We start from the raw sequence: 19,615 nt of genomic DNA on the forward strand, positions 1-19,615 counted from the left end.
ACTTTGCGTTACAACTATCGTTTTTTGTCATATGTGCAAAGCGAGGCTGATTATACATAAACACAAGCATAGACAATAAGTTTGTTTTAATCTTTCTCTGTATAGCGTCCCAATCATATATTCTCCTGTAATGGGTCCGCTATGTACGTGAGATAATCCAGTATAGTTCGCGACGAATATTCACATTAGGTATCTAAGTTTGTTTTTCGCATTCTAAACTCTCCTGGCGAACAACCTATGTGTTTTTTAAATACTCGAGAGAAATACGATACATCTTTAAAGCCTGTTGAATTCGCTATCGTTGCGATCTTTTCTCTATCAGAGCGCAATAAGCCACAAGCAAGGTCGAGTCTCTTTTTAATAATGTACTGTTTTAACGTCACACCCATAATGCTATGGAACAAGCGTGAAAAATACGTGGGAGAATATTGACAAGCATTTGCGAGATCTTCTTCTCTTAATGGCGCACTAATATTTTCATCAATAATTTTTAAAGCGGGTCGAATCGATATTTCACGGCTCTCTAAATTGCCTTTTGCGTCAGTGTGAATACTGTGGGTGTGCAATCGAGTAAAACACTCATCCAATTGTTGTCGGCTTGCATCAGCCCCGACGACGTCCTCTCCTCCTGCTCGTAATACATTTAACGCTAAGTCAGCATCAATTTTATGGTAAACCACTACAATTTTTGCTGAAGGAAAACGATTTTTTACAGCCCGTAGCAATTCAAAACCTTCCGAAGATGAGCTTAATACTTCTAGAAATATCAGCTCATGCCCCGTCATCGTTGAGAGCAATTCATATGGAGACACATCAACCACACTATGCGAAAACTTCAGGTTTTCTTTTGCTACAGTCGGCTTATCTTGTTGGCAACAACTTACCCAAATCACAAATCCACCTTTGAATGTGTCAGCAAAAACAAACTAACGAAGTCGATAGGCATTGCCAATCGCCCTGTTAAACCTCTGACACTCCATGTCGATGAATACAAATAACAGTAAATTCTTATTAGTATGATTTCACATACAAATTTTTCTTACTTATGAATAAGTAACGTCTAAATTTTTCAATATTTCCAGTCCCATACTCTGTCTCACTATTTATCCTTCGAGACAAAAATCTCCCGAGTTAACGATGCTTCAATGAGTTAGTTTGTTTTTACCCCCTTTTGTTTCGCTTTAAATAACCAGAGGGTCTATTAGGGATTACTTTAATAATTATTCATTCTAAAAACATCGCCATTTTTTTGACGATCGATACCGTTGAATATAATTATTTCACTCTGAACCCTAATTTAATATCGCAGAATTATCGTATTTACACTTTCTTTAGTGGCTATTTTTACTAAACCAGTTTCATTTGGGATGAAACACTATTTATATCAGCTCCGAATATTTTTATGCTAAGTGGTTACTTTTTTTGCAGACAAGATAGTTTTTTTTTATTAACATTGCGGCTCAAAATTTGAGTTCCGTTGAAGGCAGCAGGAGAGTGGCACGCTATTTGTTATTTCGATAACAAGTATTGAGCCCGCCGAAGAAGTAAGCGTTGACCGTTTGTGACTGTTCAAACATCTAACGTAAATCTTTCAGGCACCAGATAACCACCTTGATAAAGGTGCTGGTATGGACTGTTGTTGGAGGAGCCTCTGGAGAGATCCGTTAAATCGGACGCCGAAGGAGCAAACTTGTGATTATTCACAAGTGAAACTCTCAGGCAAAAGGACAGAGGAGATAAGATCAGCAGGCAGAATTTATTTCTGTCATCAAACATTTCTGTTGTTCTGTATCTCTTCCTTTGTTGTATTGAGGAAGGCATAAATGAATCCCCTTTTAGAAACACTACAAAATTTACTACAAACCATTGATAACCTTATTTGGGGTCCCCCGCTCCTTATCTTGCTTGTGGGTACAGGTTTATACCTCACCCTTCGCTTAGGTTTTATCCAAATACGTTATTTACCTTTAGCTTTGAGCTATGTTTTTTCACGCAATAAAAAACCAAGTTCAGGTAAAGGTGATGTATCTAGCTTTGCTGCACTGTGTACTGCCCTTTCTGCAACCATAGGTACAGGTAATATCGTTGGTGTAGCAACGGCGATTAAAATGGGTGGACCCGGCGCTCTATTTTGGATGTGGCTTGCTGCACTGTTTGGAATGGCAACTAAATACGCTGAATGTTTATTAGCCGTTAAATACCGCGAGCAAGACGCCAATGGCCAGATGCTTGGTGGACCAATGTATTACCTTGAGAAGGGTGTCGGCAGTAAATGGTTAGCGAAGTTATTTGCCATTTTTACTTTAGGTGTTGCTTGTTTTGGTATTGGTACTTTCCCGCAAGTAAATGCCATTGTCGATGCTGCTTACCTATCCTTTGAAGTACCGCCTGAATATACGGTAGTAGTACTCACTTTACTGGTTGCAACAGTAACACTTGGTGGCATCAAATCTATTGCTAACGTTGCAAGTAAAGTTGTGCCAGTAATGGCTGGCTTTTATATTCTGGCCTGTATTACTGTTCTTGCTAGCCAAGCTTCAGCGTTACCCGATGCCATCGCTCTCGTCGTTAGTTCTGCCTTTACTGGCCATGCAGCAACAGGTGGCTTTGTGGGTGCGAGCATTATGCTGGCAATTCAATCAGGTATTGCACGCGGTGTATTCTCTAACGAATCAGGCCTTGGTAGCGCCCCGATGGCGGCGGCAGCAGCCCAAACCGATTCTTGTGTGCGTCAGGGGTTAACCTCGATGACAGGGACATTCTTCGACACCATCATTATATGTACCATGACAGGTTTAACGCTTGTTGTAACCGGTGCATGGGAAAGTGAATACGCTGGCGCAGCAATGACAACCTATGCTTTTGCATCTGGCTTAGAGTCGTCTTACTGGGGCCCATTAATGGTTTCGGTTGGCTTAATGTTTTTTGCCTTCACCACCATTTTAGGTTGGAACTATTACGGCGAGCGCTGTATTACTTACCTATTTGGTGTAAAAGCCATTAAACCTTACAAATTTATCTTTCTTGTATTAGTGGCGGCAGGTGCTTTCTTGAAACTAGATATGATCTGGCTGATTGCTGATATCGTAAATGGTCTAATGGCAATCCCGAACCTTATCGGTCTGGTTTTACTGCGTGAAGTCGTTATCTCTGAAAGCCGTTTATACTTCTCACATCTAAAACAAGAAGCCAATACGCAGCAACAACAAACAGCGTAATGCTTTTCACATAGAACAATACGCGCTGTGAGTATAAGAACCCAAGTGACGTCATGCTACGTCGCTTGGGTTTATTTTTATCCTAACTGCCTATTCCAAATAGCGCGTCAGTTGTTGGTACAAATCAAAGCTACTGTCCTCTAGCCAGCACTCTGTCATTAAGTCCCCTTCCATTCGGAAAATCATAATTCCGGTCATAGTGACGACTTGATTTTTTGCTGGTATTCTCAACCAACCACCACAATATAGAGCAGAACATTGATACGCGGCCACCAGCTTATCATCGGCTTCTATCACTTGTTCAATTGAAAAAGACATATCACGAAAACGTTGATTCCAAAACTGTAGGTACTCACTATATTGATCGTGACTTAGCGATAGCTCGCGACCACCTGGAAGGTGAAAAATGAAAGGGTCGGCTGCACATTCGGCTAACCGCTCACCGTTGCCTGCGGCCAAAATACGGTTAAACCAACACTCAAGCCATGCTTGTTTACTCATCGCCACTACTCCTTGGCGTTAGCCGACTATTACAATCCTTACCATTGAGATTAGCTAATTCCAATTGAATGTGTAACCTAATTTCGTCACTTAATCATTAATAACTTCTCTGTTATTAACGTTAATGATTAGCTGATTCAGGCATGATATTGCAAGCAACATTACGCATGCGATCTAAACTAGATTGTTCCCAAGGGTAGATTTTATCGTGACTTTTTGTTGCGAGGTAAATTAAAGCTATCATCTGCTGCTTGGGCTAAATATGTGCCAAAAAGCAGCAGATACATTGCGACTAGTTTAGGTTATGAAGAGGTTGATTGCGGCATATACAAAACAGACTTAAAAGACTTGCCAACAATCTAACTAACTTATTCCATTTTCGGTAATACTGACAATTGAAGATGAAACAATGATCATTCAGGATGATCCACCACTGCGGTTACCTAATTTATTCTGTTATTCAAACTACTCATTATGATTTGAGAAATCACATCGCTAGCTGTGAAAATACGGCTTGGTAATGTGATAGATTAGCCAGTTGCGTATGGTGTTGTATTTTTTTGCCGACGGCGACAAAATCAAACCCCAGCTCTTGCGATGCATTGCGATTCCACTCTCCCGCTCCAATAAACACTCGGCGGTCAAATACAACACCGCTGTCTTGTTTCGCTCGAAATGTTGCAAGTGCCATAATTTCAGTGCGGCTCATGGCATCAGACGAAGAGGCAAAAGTAATCGATGAGGTATCAATCCCTACTGCACGTAGTTTCAATTTAGCAGCAGACTCCCATCCTCCCGTTGCTATAGCAACATGAATATCATCACGTTGTGCTAAGTGATGAACAAAATCTTTCGCTCCTGAAATTTCATATTCAGCGTGTGACTGGCTTGCCATTTCTTTACGCATTAATTCAACATAGCGCGATTCAACTTTGCGATGAATTAGCGATCGACTTTCCGTAATCTGATTTTTTTTGAGGATCTCATCCAATACACCAGAATCTGTCACATGTTGATAATGACTCCAATCTGGATCCACTGAGATCCCTAATACATCAGTAATTGCTTGTGTTAAACAACGTTGATCCAATGCGTTTGAGTTAACGAGCGTACCATCCACATCGAGTAAAAATAGGTTCATATTATTACCTTTTTAATTTCCTTAACGGTTAAAGCCGCGCCAGCTTGCGCTTGTAAATAAATTGTTGCAAGCCATTGATGCTATTTATCTATGAAACTATGCACAAGGTCATAATGTTGGATTAAAACACTGGTTTGTAACCGCTGTATGTCAGTAAAAAGGCGAAAATATGAACATGCAAGGGTTTGCCCGTAGTGACTTCATCTACAATTGTGAACTGAGTGATAACAATTAACGTACAACACTCATTGTTATGTTCGCTGTGCTAACCCTAATTTGCAGCAAGCTATACAAATAACAACGTAAAATAAGGAATGAGCAATGAAATCAAACCCTACACGACGTCGTTTTTTACAGCTCAGTATTGGTGGGCTTATTGGAGTAACATTAGGTGGCAAACAATTGATAAAGTCAGCTTCCGCCGCTGATCTTCCACATCTAGCAGAAGATGATGCGCAAGCCGCTGCATTAAAATACGTTCATGCTTCACCTGATAGCGAAAAACATTGCGCAAACTGCGCACTAATCCAAGGTAGCGACGGTGAAGAGTGGCGACCTTGCGCACTATTCCCAGGTAAAGTTGTAAACGCCAAGGGTTGGTGTTCTGCCTACGCGCCTAAGCCTAGCTAAACACTGACTTATCCAATTTGGTATTAACTAGGCTGATAGTAAACCAACCATAGCTTACACATACAAAATGCCCCCAATAATTAGTGTCCAACTATTGGGGGCAATTTGACCTCATCAAGCTTTTATCGTGCGCTTGGTTTACAGCTAGAAAGCTATTTAAAACAATGCTGCGCCCAACGTGCAAGGCCAGCTGTTACCGAACCAAAATAGCTACCACTTACAATAGGCACATCAGGTAACAATGATTCAATACTGGCGCGTAAAATAGGTGAACGCGCAGTACCACCCGTCATATAAATCACGTCGGGTTTTTTATCACTTTGTTGCATGGCTTCAATCACCAATTCCGCCATTTTAATACGAGGCGATTCAATTGCTGCAGCCATATCAGATTGCGAAATATCAGCCTGTAAACATTCTGATAGAAGATTCAGGTTGGTACAGTATTGCGCGGCATCACTCAAGGCTATCTTGCTTTCTTCGGCTTTACGCACAATTTGATAGCCTAGTGTGTCATGGTACACCTGGATCAAACGTTTCAATTTTTCTGGCTCTGCGGCATCACGACGTAGCTGATCCAAGGCGCGGAAATTACTGCTGCCATAAAAATCTGTTTGCGCTGCGACATTGTTAATCGCAATCGCATTCCAAAATTGGCTGATCGGCATATCCGTACCTTTTTGCGTTTTACTGCCAAAGCCAAATAAAGGCATCAACTGGCGAAAAGCGAGGTGAATATCTAAATCGTTACCACCAATACGCTGGCCACTGTGCGCGAGTAAACTCTTGCTACGGTCATGCTTACCCACCCACTCTGGACCCATTTCAATTAATGAGCAGTCGGTGGTACCACCGCCAATATCGACCACCAGCACAGTTTTATTCTCTGTTAGTGTACTTTCATATTCTAAACCAGCAGCAACTGGCTCAAATTGAAATTCGATATGTTGAAAGCCAGCACGTTGCGCAGCTTGTCGTAGAATGCCTTCAGCTTGCTGGTTAGCTCGCTCACCGCCTGTACCTTGAAAGTTAACAGGCCGACCAATAACTGTACTTGAAATGCTCTGTTGTGCGTCCTGTTCTGCTTTCAGTTTAATGTTTTTCATCATGGCGCAAACAAGATCTTCAAAGAAGCTAATCTGAACATCATGCAGGCCATTCGCACCCAGAAAAGATTTAGGTGACTTAACGTAATACACCTCTTCAGGATCATCTAAATAGCAATCCAATGCCGCCTGACCAAAAAGTAAATCACCGCGTTCTACAACAATATCTTCTTCTCGATTCATTGAAATCGCACGGCGCAACACTTGTTCACCCGTCGTATTAAACGGCGCTACATCCATAAAGCGATACAGATATTCACTGACAGATTCGCGTGTAGGCGCACACAAAGTTGAAGGAATGAAGTGCTGGTTATTTTCTAATGTTAATAACCTTGGTTTTCCTTGCTCCATCATAGCAACAGAACAATTGGCGGTGCCGTAATCAAACCCAATAAACATGCCACACTCCACTTTAAAAAAAGTCGGCAATCATACTGGATTGAGCAATTTCTTCAATATTTAGTGCAAAAAATTCTACTAACTAAAAAAATACAGAGTAGTAAATTGCTACCTATGGCATTTTAAAGTGTAAATGTATGTAAGTTTTGAAATTGGTTCACGATCTTTTTTGAAGAACCATTCATAATATAGGGCTATACACAACCACAATAAGCATCATGAAAAAAATACTATTACCTCTATTTATGGGATTGCTGGCACTTGTCGGCTGTAACGATACGTCAACACCAAAAGAAGGTGTTAAGTACACAACGGTAGCAACACCTATAACATCAACAACAGCGCCAGTAATGGAAGTATTTTCATTGGCCTGTGGTCACTGCCGGAATATGGATAAAATTCTGCCTGAAATTCAAAAATTAGCAGGTACAGAGATCGAGCAAGTGCATGTCACTTTCAATGAAAGCGCTCAACTTGCAGCATACATCTTTTACACCGCCGCTATTCAGTCAAATGGTCACCCTAAACCTGAGTTAATGGAGCAACTTTTTTCTTATACACAAGATAAGAAAGAAGGCGCTACTGAAGAAGATCGTAAAGCACAATTAATTGCGATTTTTAATCAGCACTCTTTACTTAGCCCTTATGAGCTTTCTGAAGAACAACATAAGCAAGTCTTCGAACAAATGGCTAAAGCAGAGAAAATTGTAGCCAATGCTGAAATTGCTTCAGTGCCCGCTTTTGTTGTTAAAGGTAAATATCTTGTTCAAAGTGATGCCCACGAAAGCTTAGAAGATTTAGCCAATACGATTAAATACCTTTCTCAGCTTTAATAGTTACACTTCCCCAAAGAAAAGCCGCTTGTGATGACAGTCATTTCAGCGGCTTTTCTATATCTATCCTTTTTATAGTTAAATACGACTATATCTAGATACTGGTATCTCATAACTGTTCCCATAATATATTCAACTAGCAATAAAAACGGCACTTTCAAATTCGCATCTATTTTGTTTATCTATTGAAAGAGTCTAGTTGAATAGAGCAAACGTAACAGCAGGATAAAGCGACTTCATACACTTCATAAAAACCTTATAAATCATATCCTAACAAACCACAGTGCGGTCTCCCCTAAAGAAGCCGATTCAATAGCCCTAACATAGCCTGCCTGACTCAGCTTATTTAGCCCACGCACTGTCATCCGCGTCATAATGTCAGGCTCGCAACTCAAATAGACATATCAGTTCAATTGTTATTTGAGTGTTTAAATTAAGTTTAAATCGGAAAAAAGACTGACTAAAAATTGAATTTTATCGTTTATCACCTGACTAATATTTCGTAGCAGCTCACATAACCACACCTCGCGACACCCAATATTAATTCACAGAACAAATGAGACATAAAAAAATAAAAATAACTCTTTAAATACATTTAAGATCATAAAATTACTAAAGAAAATGAAATATCAATTGATCGTTTTATGTTCTTTTACTGGTTTTAACGTCTCTGCCACATTAAAAATATTAGCAAGCATTTAGGAGTTAAATGCTTCACTAATAACAAATTTGGATACGTTAAAATGAATAAAAAAATTCTTGCTTTAGCAGTCGCAGCATTAACAACCTCTACTTACAGTAACGCAATCGAAGTCGTTAATGATGGTACAAATACTTTCTCTATTGGTGGCCGTTTAGCCGCTAGCGCACAATTCTCTGATGGTGATAGCAGCTTACAAAGCGAATCATCACGTATTAACTTCGCTTTCACGCACGCTCTCGACAATGGCTGGGATGTTGGTGCCAAAGCGGAATGGGGCTACGATGCATTAGCCAACGGCAGTAAAGAGAGCCATCTTTCTAACCGTCTTGGTCAAATCACCGCTGATAAAGAAGGCATTGGTCAATTTACTATCGGTAAAGCGTGGTCAATTCACTACGATGTAGCAGGCAAAACAGATATGTTTTGGGTGTTCGGTGGGGATACCGCAGGTAACTACGACGGTATTTCTGGTGATGGTGGCGTACATGGTACTGGTCGTGCTGATGACGTTATTCAATACCGTGGTAACTTTGGCGGTGTTCAAGTTGGCTTGCAATACCAATTTGAAGACGACAACTACGATGCGTCAGCTCAGACTGGTTACAACCGTAAAGGTGGCTACCAAGCAATGGCGGGCTATGACTTTGACTTCGGTCTTGGCCTAAGTGGTGTTTACGCTGAAACACAATTTGATGATCGCGAAAATGCAAAGATCGCCAATGCCGTAGCAAGCTATGAAAATTCAGGTTTATACCTTGCGGCTAACTACAGCCAATCTCGTAACCATCAATACCAAAATGATTACGGCTTAACAGGTGCTGAAACAACCAACGAAGGCGCCATTAAAGATGCCACAGGCATTGAACTCTTTGGCTCTTACGATATTGGCAGCTTCCAGCTACTAGGTGGCTATAACCAACTCACAGATGATAACTCAGACGCTAAATACGCGTATGCGACTGTCGGTGCCGCTTATTTCACAGGCCCAATCATTCTAGCCGCCGAATACAAAATTGATACCAGCAGTAAAAATGGTAACGGCTCTTCCGCTGAACTTGATGATGTATTAGCACTGCTAGTGCGTTACAACTTCTAAGTGATCGCCTCTCTTTCATAGAGAATGCTGAGTCTTGTTTGGGTCCCTCTGTAGGGACCCTTTTTGTTATTAGCACCGTTCCAATCACTTAATATTCAAGCTACATTAATTGCATTACAAATTACATAGACTCACATCAAACCATCTAGGGTGAACTATTTATCATTGCTGCAACTTCGACTATAGTATGCCCATCTTTCCTATACGACTTACGGATTATGAAGCACTTATTAAAACCCTTCATCGTGATTTTTTCGATGCTCATCATGGTAACTGGATGTAATGGCGCAGATGCTCCCAAGCAAGGTCAACACTACACTGTGCTTCCTGCGGCGATCACCGATGCCCCACAAGTGCTAGAAGTGTTTTCTTTCGGCTGTGGACACTGCCGTACTATGGAAGCCATCATCCCAGAGATGGAAAAACAAACGAAGACTAACATCGAAAAGATGCATGCAACGTTTGATCGTGGTTCACAAATGCTTGCTTTTATGTACTACACCGCGGTTATCCAAACGGATGGAAAACCAAGCGCTGAATTCATGGATGACTTGTTCGGCTATATTCAAGAGCCTACCAATGCTAGCGAAGACGAGCGTAAATCTCAGCTAGAAAATATTTATAAAAACAACAACCTAAAAACACCGTATGCCTTATCTGATGATGAGCAAAAAGCTGTAGTGGCAAAAATGGAGTATGCAAATAACGTGATGCAAGAGTCACAGTTAAATGCGATTCCCGCCTTTATTGTGGGTGGTAAATACTTAGTTAACACCAGTGCACATGACAGTATTGAAGATATTTCGACCACTATCAGCCACCTGCTGAAGCTATAGCAATACACTAGTACGCGATCATTTTTGTGTAAAAGATCGCGTACATTCTGCCCTCTATTTTCTATTCGTTCTCGCATAATTACGCGCTCAGAGCAGCACCTCCTTTTAACAGTCACCTTTCGTATATAAATTTTTAGCGCAAACCTTAATTAATAGACCTGTTTTCGTTAAAAGTAAAAAAACACTTTTCAATATGAACACTTTGTCTCATAACCCACTTTATGTGATTTTTTTGTGGAACTTTAATTATGTTATTACGACGCCACTCGTCTACGTTTTATACGCGAATGGAATGATTGTTCGTCATGTAACAATCATATAAAAAACACAATAATAAGGGACACTAAAATGAATAAGTCATTCATTGCCCTAGCAGTGGCATCAGTAGTAGCATTCCCCGCTTCAGCAACAGAAGTTTACCGCGATGGTGATACATCATTCTCTGTCGGTGGTCGCTTGGCTGTCCGTGCTGAACATACTAAATCAGTTGGATCTGAAGATAGTACGACCAAGTTAGTGAATAGCAGTTCACGTATTAACTTCGGCTTTACGCACGGTTTAGTCAATGACTGGATCGTAGGTGCAAATGCAGAATGGGGATATAGCCCCGTTGCTAATGGTAGCCAAGATTTTGGTAACCGTCTTGGTAACATTTATTTTGCCAGTGACAACGCAGGTACTATCACTATCGGTAAGCAATGGTCTGTGTATTACGATGTAGCAGGCTGGACTGATGTATTCTGGGTGTACGGTGGTAGTGCATCAGGTACATACGATGGCCGCGATGAAGACGGTGCAGCTGGCGGTGACGGCGGTGTATCGGGCACAGGTCGTGCTGATGAGGCCTTAAGCTACCGTAATCAATTTGGACCAGTGAAAGTTGGTGTGCAATACCAATTTGAAAACGGTTCTAAAGATGGCTCTCGTGAATACGGCCTACAAGGTAGTGTGATCTACGACATTGAGCAAGTGGGTGTTAGTCTTGGTGCGACTTACGGTCAAACCAAATATAAAGCGCAAGATGATGACAAAGTATGGTCACTTGCTGCCCTGTACGACAACAACAATATCTATGCCGCTGCGCAGTACGGCCAGTATGAAAACCATATTAACTTCAACGGCATAGGTGATGCTGTCGATAAAGCCAAAGGCTATGAGTTAATTGGGGCTTATACCATCCAAGACATGTACCAAGTCTATGGCGGCTATAATAGCGTGACTGATGATAACAGTGACGCTGAGCTATCCTACGGCCTAATCGGTGCAGCTTGGGTACCTGCGAACATTGTTATCGCTTTAGAGCTTAAGCTTGGCACTAAATCGAAAAATACCATCGGAGAAGACGTAGGTGCTGATCAATACGCCCTACTCACACGTTATAACTTCTAATCGCAATTGCGCATAAAGATGCTCCCCCAATTAAAAGCTGTCGGTAGGCAGCTTTTCTTTATTTGACGATAACCTAACTAAAGAGGCTCTCAAATCACCAAGCATCGAAATACATTGCGACTGAAAACCTTGTTACCTCGCAAAATGTAACGAAATATTACTTCCTTTGTGCCCACCACCACACATATGTATGACAAACCTTAACACTGCACTTTTTTTCAGGTATTTATAGTTTATTAACTTTAACGATAGCAAGCAAACCACTGACTTTTATCATTTAATCTGTGGTTAGCAAAAAATTATGCTTAGGATACACCAGCTGTAGATCGGCGTTACTCCCTACTTACTCCTTTCGCACACGCGAAATCAGTGCCTACTGAGTCCCAGTTCACTACCCCTGGCGCAAGCCTTTTCGCTGTTCGCGAATACTCGCTATCCCCGACGAAGTTTAAACGAATTTGTTTGATAAAAATGGAGACTCATCATGAGTGATATTGCACTATCGATCAGCATTCTTGCGCTGGTTGCTGTGCTGGGCTTATGGATTGGGAACTGGAAAGTCTATGGTGTTGGTTTAGGGATAGGCGGTGTGCTGTTTGGCGGCATTTTCGTTGGTCACTTTACTGATGCATGGGGCATCGGTCTCGATTCACATACCCTGCACTTCATCCAAGAGTTTGGCCTGATCCTGTTCGTTTACACTATCGGTATCCAAGTCGGGCCTGGTTTCTTTGCCTCACTAAGAAGCTCAGGATTAAAACTCAATGGCTTCGCTGCGTTAATTGTCATTATTGGCTGCCTTGTTGCTATTGTGCTGCATAAGCTCTTTGACGTGCCTTTACCTATCATTCTCGGGGTCTTCTCTGGTGCGGTAACTAACACACCATCATTAGGTGCTGGGCAGCAAATACTCAGCGAACTGGGCGCACAAGAAAACATGCTGGATTTAACCGGCATGGGCTATGCCGTAGCCTACCCGTTTGGGATTTGTGGCATCTTGCTGACAATGTGGCTACTTCGATTAGCTTTTCGTGTCGATATAGATAAAGAAGCCGAAGAATTTGAAGCCAATAATGGTCAGAGAAAACAGAGCCTTCATACCATTAATGTTGCCGTAAAAAATACCAACTTAAGCGGGCTAATGCTAAAAGATGTACCGGCCCTCACCGATGGTGACATTGTCTGTTCTCGATTAAAGCGCGGCGAGCAACTTTACGTTCCTCGGCCAGAATCAACGATTGAAGTTAACGACTTACTGCACTTGGTTGGTGAAAAACATGCACTAAGAAAAGCACTATTAGTTATTGGTGAAGAAGTTGATGCATCCCTTTCGACTCGGGGAACCGAGCTTCGCGTTCAGCGACTTGTTGTCACCAATGAAATCGTACTGGGTAAAAAAATACACGACTTAGAATTAAAAGAAAAATACGATGTAGTTGTTTCGCGCCTTAACCGTGCCGGTGTCGAACTAGTTCCCACCAGCCAAACGACCCTACAGTTTGGTGATATCCTTAATTTAGTCGGTCGACACGAAGCCATAGAAGCAGTCAGCGGCATTGTGGGTAATGCCCATCAAAAACTGCAACAAGTTCAAATGCTACCTGTTTTCATCGGTATAGGCTTAGGTGTGTTACTGGGGTCTATCCCTTTCTACCTACCAGGCTTTCCTGCTGCAATAAAATTAGGGCTTGCTGGCGGTCCATTGATCGTTGCACTCGTCCTTGCTCGCGTCGGCAGTATAGGCAAACTATATTGGTTCATGCCGCCTAGTGCTAACTTAGCCTTACGTGAGATTGGGATTGTGCTCTTTCTCGCTGTTGTCGGTTTAAAATCTGGCGGTGGCTTTGTCGAAACACTGGTCAATGGTGATGGGCTCAGTTGGATGGGGTACGGAATGGTGATCACCTTAATTCCATTAATCTCTGTTGGTATTCTGGCTCGCTTAGTTGGCCAACTAAATTACCTAACAATCTGCGGCATGTTGGCGGGGTCTATGACCGATCCACCAGCGCTTGCTTTTGCTAATAATATCCACAGTACCAGTGGCGCTGCGGCACTCTCTTATGCAACTGTATACCCACTAGTAATGTGCTTACGTATTTTATCTCCGCAGATCCTCGCTCTGCTTCTTTGGACGATCTAGCGCTAAAAATGTGACCAAGCTCGGCCAGTGCCTAGATAACTGGCCGTCTTTGTTACACAAACACTCATCCCACCAGTCAATTCACCTCATCAAACTCACAAAAACAAAACAACATACTATAAAGCAAAGTATTTTTATGACGATATAGATACCAGGAATGCATTTTTCATTCCTATAAGGATCATAAATACTATAATTAGGCGTGTTGTTATGAAGAAATTGAAGTTAAAGAGCAAACTTTTATTGCTCAGTTTACTCCCTCTATTTGTCACCTTGGCAGTAGCTATTGGGTTAATCGTAACGTTAGAACAAAATGCATTAAATGAAGAAGTGGTCCACTATCAAGACCGACTTATTTCAGAAAGAAAATTTCAACTTGAAGATGCCACAACGATCATCAAGCACTCTGTAGACAACATACTTCAAACCACACCAAACAAAGCAGAAGCAATTGGTGAAATCCGCAAGCTTCTCTCTCCTATCCGCTTTGCCGATGAAGACTCAGGTTATTTTTTCATCTATGACATGAAAGGCACCAATATTGTGCATTCAACGGCACCCAACAAGCACGGCTCTAATAGTATTAATGCCCGTGATGTAAATGGTGTTGCTTATATTCAGGATTTAATTAGCGCGTCACGTAATGGCGGTGGTTTTGTTGAATATAGCTACCCTAAAACAGCAAATGGACAGCCACAACCAAAACTCAGCTATGCTGCAGGCGTAAATAGCGGCAACTGGTTTATTGGCACCGGCTTATACATTGATGATATTGCAGAGGAAGTCGCAACCTACCGCGCAACGGCTGAACTCGCCATGCAGCAGCGATTTGAACTGGTGCTAATCAGCTCAGTGATCCTTGCTATTATTACCATTATTTTAGTGCTGTTTAGTGCCAACCGTATCACCACTCCAGTACAGAATATGGTTGATACCTTAAATGACATTGCCGATGGTGAAGGCGATTTAACCCGTCGCCTCAACGTTCAAGGTGAAGACGAAATTGCAGATCTTGCCAATGCCTTCAATCGTTTTGTCGCCAAGTTACAAACCATCATCAAGCAAGTTTCTGATGTAACGGAAAATGTTGGTCGTGCCGCAGGTAGTATTCACCAACAAACACAGGGACTCACTAAGCAACTTCACGATCATAATAATGAAACGGAACAAGTTGTTACTGCTGTAACTGAAATGAGTTCTGCTGCAAGCGAAGTCGCTATTAATGCCAATGAAGTGGCGAACGCTACTAGCAATGCAAGCCAAGATTCACAGCTTGCACAGCAACGTGTTGATACCTCAGTTGCTTCAATAACAGCATTGGTCGATGAAGTTGACCAAGCAGCAAAACACATTGATTCGCTTAACCAACAATCTCAGAAAATTGATAATGTATTGAAAGTTATCGGTGAAATTGCAGAACAAACTAACCTTCTTGCGCTCAATGCAGCCATTGAAGCAGCACGTGCTGGTGAACAAGGTCGAGGCTTTGCCGTCGTAGCAGACGAGGTGCGTGGCCTTGCAAGTCGTACCCAAACAAGTACTCAAGAAATCAAAGAGATGCTTGATGAGTTGCACTCTCTGGTTGCTCATGCCGTAAGCTCAATGGACCATAGCCAAAATACATGTACCGAAGCCGTTGGTGCCGCCAATTCAATTACTGAGAGCCTATCTTCGGTTACGGGTGCAGTTGAAGCCATTAACGATATGACCAGCCAAATTGCGACCGCAGCAACTGAACAAAGCTCAGTCACAGATGAGATCAACCGTAATATGATTTCTATCCAAGACATCGTCAGCCACCTTATCCAGTCGAATAACGATTCAGAGCATGTGGTGTCTGAACTCAACGAAGCTGGTACAGAGCTGAAACAACTGGTGGGGCAATTTAAAACAAGTTAACTACGACTACATCCTATAGCAGCATAAAAAATGGCAACGCACTCGCGTTGCCATTTTTATAATAAAGGGAGATACAAACGACTAATCATTAAACAGCAAGCAACTCCGCCCTTCAATCTCAATGCGTTGCACATTAGTCGCAAAAATATCGGTTAACCGCTCGGCTGTCATTACCTCATCTGGCGTGCCTTTCGCAACGCATGAACCGTTATTAAGTAAAATAACCTGATCAGCTTCGGTCAGCGTACGATTAAGATCGTGATTCGCCATAATCACAGCAATTCCTTGCTGCGCAATTTTCTTAACTAACCGATACATAGCCGCTTCCTGGCCTATATCCAGCGCAGCGGCAGGTTCGTCTAATAATAATAGCTTTGCATCAGGATTGATGGCGGGCCATACCTGTAGGCATGCAGCCGCTAAGCGTACACGTTGCCACTCGCCACCCGATAACTGCTGAATATTTCGGTTCAGCTTATCGTTGATCCCCAACGCAGCACAGATTTCATCAACCGCAGCTTGCAGCTGTGTTTTGCTTACACTGACTAAAGCTGACGTTGCCAATGCCAAGTAATGATACACAGCAACAGAGAATGCGGGACGATCTTGCTGCGATAAATAGCAACGACGCTGTGCTAATGATGGGTAGTCGTAACGAGTAATATTTTCCCCAAGAAATTGAATATTGCCATCGGCTGAAAAAAGTCCAGATAGCAATGAAATCGCCGTACTTTTACCACTCCCATTCGGGCCTATAAGGTGCAAAATTTCACCTGCATCCAATGAAAAAGAGACAGGCAATAGCCGAGGCGGCATAGCAAGATTATTCGCACTGATAATGTTCATAGCTTCACTTAATCAATATGGGAGCGGAGCAGCATCCAAACAAAAATGGGCGCACCAATCGTCGTTGTCACCACACCAACGGGCAATTCTGCCGACGATAAAGCAATCCGTGAGATCGTATCAGCAAAGGCCAACAACAAAGCGCCACTTATCGCGGAGAGCGGAAGTAAATAGCGATTTTCTGTACCAAGCGCTAATCGCAACAAATGCGGAACCACAAGCCCAATGAAGCCAATAATCCCACCTAAGGCTACCGATGCTCCAACTAATAACGACACAACCATGATTAACTTCCAGCGCAGTTTTACAACGTCTAAACCTAACTGCTTCGCATGCACTTCGCCCAGCATTAATACGTCAAGTTGTTTACCACGCGTACATAACCAAAGTAACACAGGCGCAACCAATACCCCGATAGATAGCTGTGACCAACTGACACCGCCAACACTGCCCATTAGCCAATACATGAGCTGACGTAAACTCAGATCGGTACTAAAGTAGAAGGCCCAAGTCACCACCGCGCCCGATAGAATACCAAGTGCCACCCCAATCAGTAGTAACTTCGCTGTCGACACTCGCCCCCCACGTGATAACCCAACAAGGATCAAAGTAAATGTGAGCGCCCCAAACATTGCCGCACTCATTGTCATGGCGGCACTCGGATCAACGGGCACAAAAAAGAGCAATAAAACAAGCGCGAGACTCGCACCACCGGAAATGCCTAACACACCAGGTTCTGCCAGTGGGTTACCTAATAATACTTGTAATACCGCACCAGAGGATGCCAGTGCTGCACCTATCATTAAGGCTGCAATTAAGCGAGGGTAGCGCAGCTGATACAGCAATTGCGCTTCGAGTTCGCCATCTGGTGACCAAGGTAATATCCAAAGTTCGCCCACAGATAAAGCAAAAAAAGAAACAAGTAAAAGAAGCGAGATAATAACAAAGCTACACGCTTTCCAACGTAATTGTTGGCGGTGAATAAGATCGTTAAGCTGCATGGGCCGATGTGTAATTAAATGATGGCGTAACAATACAATTAAAGCCGCACAATGAAAAGCATGAGCTAAGCACTCATGCTATCAAGATGTTACGCGGAATATTATCGAAGCAACCTATTGGGCTATAGCAGTTTATTGAGTAAACGCACATTTATTTAGGCTACCAAGATAACTTGCTTATGCGATTTAAATAACTTGAATTTGCCCTTCTGCTACAACATCAGTTTGTTGCACTAATAGGCAGGCTCGCTGTCCAATCGCCACATTAGGATTAGGGAAAACCACCGCTTCTCCTCCTTCTAATGAAAAGTACTTTTTGTCTTGGTCTTGCCCTAACAAACAGCCTTGTTCAAAGAAAGTAAAGTTGGCTTGCGAAGCAGGAAAGCTAAATTGAAAATCATCTGTTTCTTTGGTCAAGGTTCGTGTCACTTTATACACGACAAGCTTATCACCTTGCCAATCATACGCTTGATCATAGTGATGTAATAACTCCCGTAATGCGGTATCAAACGGTAAAAGGCGCTCAAGTTCATTCTCACCGATCTTAGCAACCCGCCCCAACTCCATTGTCAACGCTTGTGCGCCATGTTTAGCTGCGCTATACCAACTAAAGGTCGGTGAATCGGTACGAGAAAGTAACACGGCTTCCACTTTCGCCTGCTCTAAAAAGGCAAATAGCGCATTACTGCGTGTTGGACAAGTACTATGAGGACTAACGGCAAACGTATAATGAGTAGAGTCACGAATCGCGCTGTGTAGGTCTAAATGCCAACGTAATAAATTCTCCTCTTTAGGGTTAAGCATATCGCCCCCCTGATAAAAGAGATCAACTTCCTGCTGAAGGACATTGGCAGTTTCACGATCGATATTTGTCGGCTCGTTATGGCTCGCAAACAAACGGTTCATGTTCTCGGTAATAAAGCGCGTATGTGCCAATGTAGCGGTTGGATGTGCAATAATAAATAAAAGACGATGAACAGGCTTAAAATCCCCTTTCAATATTTCTTTACTCAATTGATCAAGTAGCTCTATTGGTCCCGTTTCATCACCATGTACCCCTGAAGAGACAACAATGCTTTTAGTTGTCGGTGACGTTACTGTAGGCTCAATCTTTAATACACCTCGGGCACGTAATTGAAACGAAATCCCGGATTGTAGCTGCCACTCGCCACCAACAAACTCACTATCTACATCAAGCGTCGCAGATAAAAACTCTCCAGCTTTGACACGATCCAGTGATGACATCGACAACCTCCTTGTTTATTCGACATATCATAGATATCGAGATTACAAGAATGTTAAACAAGAGTAAACAAACGCAACATTAAGATGTGAGTATAACTCGCCCATCAACTATCAAACTATTCTTGCGAGGGAATTAACGAAATGAGTATTACAGACAGAGGTGGTCAAGGTGGTAGATGGCATTTTTTAAGCAAAAGAAAACCCAAACGAATCTTGATGTTCGTTTGGGTTACTCAATGTTCATCGCTAAAAGCTGTTATTTTTCGATCTCGATATTTTCAACTCGAGCTTTTAGTTTTTGGCCAGGACGGAAAGTCACTACACGACGCGCAGAAATTGGAATATCTTCACCCGTTTTTGGATTTCGTCCCGGACGTTGGTTTTTATCACGAAGGTCGAAATTACCGAATCCAGATAACTTCACTTGCTCGCCGTTTTCTAGTGCTTTTCTGATTTCTTCAAAAAAGACTTCCACCGTATCCTTGGCGTCCCGTTTGCTTAATCCCACATTTTCAAACAGGTTCTCAGCCAAATCGGCTTTTGTGAGCGCCATAGATAACTCCCTCAAGACTAAGTTGAATGGATAGCGTACACAACATAAGTTACGTACCACTGTTAATGGGTTTGCT

Annotated in this window: 16 protein-coding genes and 1 riboswitch; of the genes, 8 read left to right on the plus strand and 8 right to left on the minus strand. The window is 42.3% G+C overall.

The window, feature by feature from the left end; translation table 11 throughout:
* Nucleotides 1-185 precede the first annotated feature (185 nt).
* On the minus strand, nt 186-893 hold the full coding sequence (locus tag L4C35_RS02180) for a helix-turn-helix domain-containing protein (RefSeq protein WP_428461340.1): 708 nt from the start codon (nt 891-893) through the stop codon (nt 186-188).
* A gap of 748 nt (nt 894-1,641) precedes the next feature.
* Nucleotides 1,642-1,741: riboswitch (glycine riboswitch) on the plus strand.
* Between the two features lie 82 nt (nt 1,742-1,823).
* Here L4C35_RS02180 and L4C35_RS02185 point away from each other — a divergent pair.
* A complete protein-coding gene (locus tag L4C35_RS02185) occupies nt 1,824-3,218 on the plus strand; it encodes an alanine/glycine:cation symporter family protein (RefSeq protein ID WP_428461341.1) in 1,395 nt (464 codons plus the stop codon).
* Between the two features lie 90 nt (nt 3,219-3,308).
* Here L4C35_RS02185 and L4C35_RS02190 read toward each other — a convergent pair whose 3' ends face one another.
* Together L4C35_RS02190 and L4C35_RS02195 are read right to left on the minus strand one after the other, a co-directional pair.
* Nucleotides 3,309-3,719, minus strand: a complete 411-nt coding sequence (locus L4C35_RS02190; RefSeq protein WP_428461342.1) for an ester cyclase — start codon at nt 3,717-3,719, stop codon at nt 3,309-3,311.
* Between the two features lie 487 nt (nt 3,720-4,206).
* On the minus strand, nt 4,207-4,860 hold the full coding sequence (locus L4C35_RS02195; RefSeq protein ID WP_428461343.1) for an HAD family hydrolase: 654 nt from the start codon (nt 4,858-4,860) through the stop codon (nt 4,207-4,209).
* A 321-nt stretch (nt 4,861-5,181) separates the two neighbouring features.
* Between L4C35_RS02195 and L4C35_RS02200 the strand changes: the two genes are divergently transcribed.
* Entirely contained in the window at nt 5,182-5,490 is a 309-nt protein-coding gene (locus L4C35_RS02200; RefSeq protein ID WP_428461344.1) for a high-potential iron-sulfur protein, read from the plus strand.
* Nucleotides 5,491-5,642: 152 nt separating this feature from the next.
* Here L4C35_RS02200 and yegD read toward each other — a convergent pair whose 3' ends face one another.
* On the minus strand, nt 5,643-6,995 hold the full coding sequence (gene yegD, locus L4C35_RS02205; protein WP_428461345.1) for a molecular chaperone: 1,353 nt from the start codon (nt 6,993-6,995) through the stop codon (nt 5,643-5,645).
* A gap of 218 nt (nt 6,996-7,213) precedes the next feature.
* Between yegD and L4C35_RS02210 the strand changes: the two genes are divergently transcribed.
* The 6 genes from L4C35_RS02210 (at nt 7,214) to L4C35_RS02235 (ending at nt 15,894) form a co-directional block, all read left to right on the plus strand.
* The gene (locus L4C35_RS02210) at nt 7,214-7,828 is read left to right on the plus strand and encodes a thiol:disulfide interchange protein DsbA/DsbL (protein WP_428461346.1); all 615 of its coding nucleotides are present in this window, start codon (nt 7,214-7,216) and stop codon (nt 7,826-7,828) included.
* 743 nt (nt 7,829-8,571) lie between these two features.
* Complete coding sequence (locus L4C35_RS02215; RefSeq protein WP_428461347.1) at nt 8,572-9,627, plus strand: porin; 1,056 nt, start codon at nt 8,572-8,574, stop codon at nt 9,625-9,627.
* 218 nt (nt 9,628-9,845) lie between these two features.
* Nucleotides 9,846-10,463, plus strand: coding sequence for a thioredoxin domain-containing protein (locus L4C35_RS02220; protein ID WP_428461348.1), 618 nt, complete (start codon nt 9,846-9,848; stop codon nt 10,461-10,463).
* Between the two features lie 348 nt (nt 10,464-10,811).
* Nucleotides 10,812-11,852 (plus strand): porin, encoded by a 1,041-nt coding sequence (locus L4C35_RS02225; protein WP_428461349.1) that lies wholly within the window; start codon nt 10,812-10,814, stop codon nt 11,850-11,852.
* Nucleotides 11,853-12,336: 484 nt separating this feature from the next.
* A complete protein-coding gene (locus L4C35_RS02230) occupies nt 12,337-13,995 on the plus strand; it encodes a putative transporter (protein ID WP_428461350.1) in 1,659 nt (552 codons plus the stop codon).
* 210 nt (nt 13,996-14,205) lie between these two features.
* Complete coding sequence (locus tag L4C35_RS02235; protein WP_428461351.1) at nt 14,206-15,894, plus strand: methyl-accepting chemotaxis protein; 1,689 nt, start codon at nt 14,206-14,208, stop codon at nt 15,892-15,894.
* 81 nt (nt 15,895-15,975) lie between these two features.
* On the opposite strand, the gene btuD is transcribed toward L4C35_RS02235, so the two are convergent.
* From btuD to ihfA, 4 genes are all read right to left on the minus strand, one after another.
* A complete protein-coding gene (btuD, locus tag L4C35_RS02240; protein WP_428461352.1) occupies nt 15,976-16,740 on the minus strand; it encodes a vitamin B12 ABC transporter ATP-binding protein BtuD in 765 nt (254 codons plus the stop codon).
* 8 nt (nt 16,741-16,748) lie between these two features.
* Entirely contained in the window at nt 16,749-17,741 is a 993-nt protein-coding gene (btuC, locus tag L4C35_RS02245) for a vitamin B12 ABC transporter permease BtuC (RefSeq protein WP_428461353.1), read from the minus strand.
* Nucleotides 17,742-17,927: 186 nt separating this feature from the next.
* Nucleotides 17,928-18,986, minus strand: a complete 1,059-nt coding sequence (locus tag L4C35_RS02250; protein WP_428461354.1) for a succinylglutamate desuccinylase — start codon at nt 18,984-18,986, stop codon at nt 17,928-17,930.
* 256 nt (nt 18,987-19,242) lie between these two features.
* Nucleotides 19,243-19,539: an integration host factor subunit alpha gene (gene ihfA, locus L4C35_RS02255; RefSeq protein ID WP_107302426.1), complete on the minus strand. Its 297-nt coding sequence runs from the start codon at nt 19,537-19,539 to the stop codon at nt 19,243-19,245.
* Between the last annotated feature and the right edge of the window lie 76 nt (nt 19,540-19,615).

It is taken from the genome of Photobacterium kagoshimensis, assembly GCF_050337045.1.
Classification (GTDB): domain Bacteria; phylum Pseudomonadota; class Gammaproteobacteria; order Enterobacterales; family Vibrionaceae; genus Photobacterium; species Photobacterium kagoshimensis.